Raw genomic sequence first — 3239 nt, 5'->3', positions numbered from 1 at the left:
TGGCGCGGGCCGCTGCGCGCCGCGATCTCCAGCCGCGGGCGGGCGGCAGCGATCAGCCCGCGAACACCGTAGACCTGGACAGAGGGAAGGACACTCATGACTGCACCCCGATCTTCCTCAGGTATGCGCTCGGGTTGGCCGGGTCGAACTGCTCGCTATCGAGCGTCACCGTGAACGGCGCGAAGTCGTCTTCGGGAATGGCGACGTTCATCTCCGTGGCCACCTCCCGGTAGAGGTCCGAGAGAATCAAGCGGTCGGCGATCGCCTTCGTGTCGGGCAGCTCCTTCAGATAGCCGAAGCGGACGTACTGCGACATGAACCAGACCGCGTGCCCGCGCCGCGGCAAGTTCACCGCTCCACCGTTGAAGAAGAGCATCGTGTCGTCGGTGAACGTCTTCTCGCCGAGGTCCTTGCCGAGGTTGTACTTCCCCTCGAGTCGGGCATCGATCACGTCCGACGGCGCATTCACATAGGCGGGCGCGCCGATGACCTTCGCGACGCTCGGCCGATTCTTCGGATCGTCGATGTAGGCGCTCGCCTCGATGATGGCGCGCATCAGCAACTTGAGGTCGCCGCGCCGCTTCGCGGCGAAGTCGGCGTTCACACCCAACGCCTTCTCTGGGTGATGCTTCCAGATGTCCTGGGTGGCGATATGGGTAAAGCCGATACCCTCCTTCACCGCCACACCGCCCCATGGCTCTCCGACGCAAAAGCCATCCATATTGTTGACCTTCATGTTGGCGACCATCTGCGGCGGTGGAATCGTGATGATCTTCACGGTCGATTGGTCGACGCCGGCAGCGGCGAGCCAGTAGCGCAGCCACATATCGTGCGTCCCACCCGGGAAGGTCATCGCGAAGGTCACTTCCCGCTTCGCCTTCAGCGCATCGACCACGGGTTTCACCTTCTCCAACGTTCGATAGCCGACCTTGCCACCGAAGTCCTCGTTCGAGAGCGTGATTGCCTGGCCGTTGGCGCTCAGCATCATCGCGATGAAGATCTCCTTGCCGGGAGGGCCGCCCACCCCGGTGTAGACCGAAAACGGCATGCCGAAGAGCATGTGGGCCGCCTGGATATCGCCGGTGAGCAAGGCATCGCGAGTGCTCGCCCACGAGGCTTGCTTCACCAAGTCCACGTTGAGCCCGTAACGTTCGAAGAGCCCCAGCTCCTTGGCCATCACCACCGACGCGCAGTCGGTCAGCGCGATGAAGCCGATTTTGATCTTCTCGTTGCTCGAAGCCCGGGCCGAGGTGGTGGGGAACCCGGTCGGGGAAGCTGCGGGCGAGCCGCCGTCGGCCGACGTGGCCGTCGGTATCGGGCCATCGCCGGCGTCATCGTCGCCGCCACACGCGGCCAGCGCCCCGGGGACGGCGAGGACCGCCCCGCCGAGGCCGAGTGCCTTGAGAAACCTGCGTCGATCCAAAACAACCTCGCTTCGCGGAAGTACGATTCGGCGCGGCGCTCGACGCATCCGCCCCGGTGCGTCCCGAAGGTATCCCGCCGATGCGACAGGGGCGTTTCGCGGCGATGAAGGCGCGAAGTCATCGGTGTTTCGCCCGTGTTTCCGCGCTGGCTAGGGCCAGCCACAGCTGCTGTCGGGGAGAATCGGCCCCGCTTCGTGCCGTCGAGCGGCACCGGCTCGAAACCCAGGCTCGAGGGATGTGGCCGGTATACCGCCCCGCACGCCGACGACACCCAGCTGGGCGAAATCCTGCTCGGCGCCTTCGTACCGCAAGGGGGCGGCGGCACCGCGATACGCGTGTACCCGGTTCGGTCTGCTCTTTACGCCCATATCGCTCGCGCCGAGCACCCGGCCGTCGAGCAGGCGCGAGCGCGACGCCGCGCCAGCTGCCCTTGGGCGATGGGGGGAACGTTCATCTCATCACTGGACGAGCCGGCAGCAGGTAGCTAAAGTCCCGGCGCGAGGAGCGCGGCTCCATGGCGAGCTACGACGACTGGAATTCTGCCATAGCAGAGGCCTTCACCAAAGGCGTCCCTCGTGGCGCGCCCGTGTATCTGGCGATCGACGACGAGGAGCTTGCCACCATCGGCGCGGCCACGTTCGGGGGCGAACCAGCGAAGCGCGACGGGTGGACGGATGACTTTTGCCTTGCGCTTCGCGCGAAGGTGGTCGTGGAGGGGGCCGTGCAACTTTCGCGGTTGCGGCGTCAGGTGTCGGACTCGGAGCCGCCCGCGAGCGTCGCCTTTTGCGCCGCGATGGTGTTGGCGGCCAGCCGGATGGGGGAGAGTGAAGAAACCTCAGAGCTGAACTACTTCATCCATCTTCGCGACATCCTCGGCGCGGAAACGAAGCGCACGAGAAGCAATCGGCCGGCCGGACTGGATGCCGGCGAAGAGGAGTCCTTGTGGCTGGCCTGGAACGACTGGCTGCGCGGGCGAGGATTACTCCCGACCGCCGTGCGCGGCGAAGATGGGCCCTATCGGTACATCAACTACCCACTCTCGCAAGTCCTGCTGCGAAAAGCCGACCGACAACATCTCGCGGACGTGTTCGAGCGGCGCAAGAGCAGTATCCCGGCTTTTTGCGACCCTCAGACGCTCGCGGCGATCATCGAAAACGAGCGATGGCCAACTGCTCACCTGCGTGAGCTGATGAAGCGTGAGGGACTGCGCCGCGCGGCGGCCCAGGATGCGGTTTTCGAAGCGTACGAACTATGGAAGGCTAGTCCCGGTTCGACCGAGTCGGTGGTCAACACTCGTCCCCGACCCCTGATCGCCGGGCTGTTCCGGGTAGAGGACCCGATCACCGGCGTCGTCTCCTACCTGCTGCTCCCGCGCATGCGACGCGGCCGGGACACGGATGCTCGGCCAACGATCGAGCAGGACGGTAGCCAACACCGGCTACGTCCCTTGCGTGAGGGGTGGTACGAACCGGCTGGTGCCATCTCCGAACGAACGTTGGAAACTGGCGCTCGATACCCGCTCGATGGCCTCCCGGGCATCGATGCCGTGGAACTGCCAAAGCGATCATTCTGGGCCCTGGTGCCCGAGCCGGACGACCCGGAGTCCGGACGGTTTGCCTCCTGGGGACCGCCTCGGTTGGGCGAACCTTTCATCCTCCTCGCACGGGAATCGCTCACACGGGACTTGCAACTGCTCAAGGACGAAGGGCTTGTCGAATGGGTTGGAGCACCGCGGCCTACGTTGCCGGGGTGGGCGGAATACCATGACTTCCTCGCCGTGTCCGAAGCGTCGTGGGACGGTGTACACACCGAGGA

2 protein-coding genes are annotated in these 3239 nt (G+C 65.3%); one reads left to right on the top strand and one right to left on the bottom strand.

The window, feature by feature from the left end; genetic code table 11:
• Positions 1 to 94 precede the first annotated feature (94 nt).
• Complete coding sequence (locus VAE53_RS04700) at positions 95 to 1423, bottom strand: CmpA/NrtA family ABC transporter substrate-binding protein (RefSeq protein ID WP_322818212.1); 1329 nt, start codon at positions 1421 to 1423, stop codon at positions 95 to 97.
• Between the two features lie 515 nt (positions 1424 to 1938).
• On the opposite strand from VAE53_RS04700, the gene VAE53_RS04695 reads away from it, so the two are divergent.
• Positions 1939 to 3239, top strand: a 1301-nt coding sequence (locus VAE53_RS04695; RefSeq protein WP_322818211.1) for a hypothetical protein, incomplete at its 3' end; no start/stop codon positions are given.

Source organism: Tepidiforma sp., assembly GCF_034432735.1.
Taxonomy (GTDB): domain Bacteria; phylum Chloroflexota; class Dehalococcoidia; order Tepidiformales; family Tepidiformaceae; genus Tepidiforma.
The sequence above is the reverse complement of the archived record's forward strand: the minus strand, read 5'-3'. Positions and strand labels throughout refer to the sequence as shown.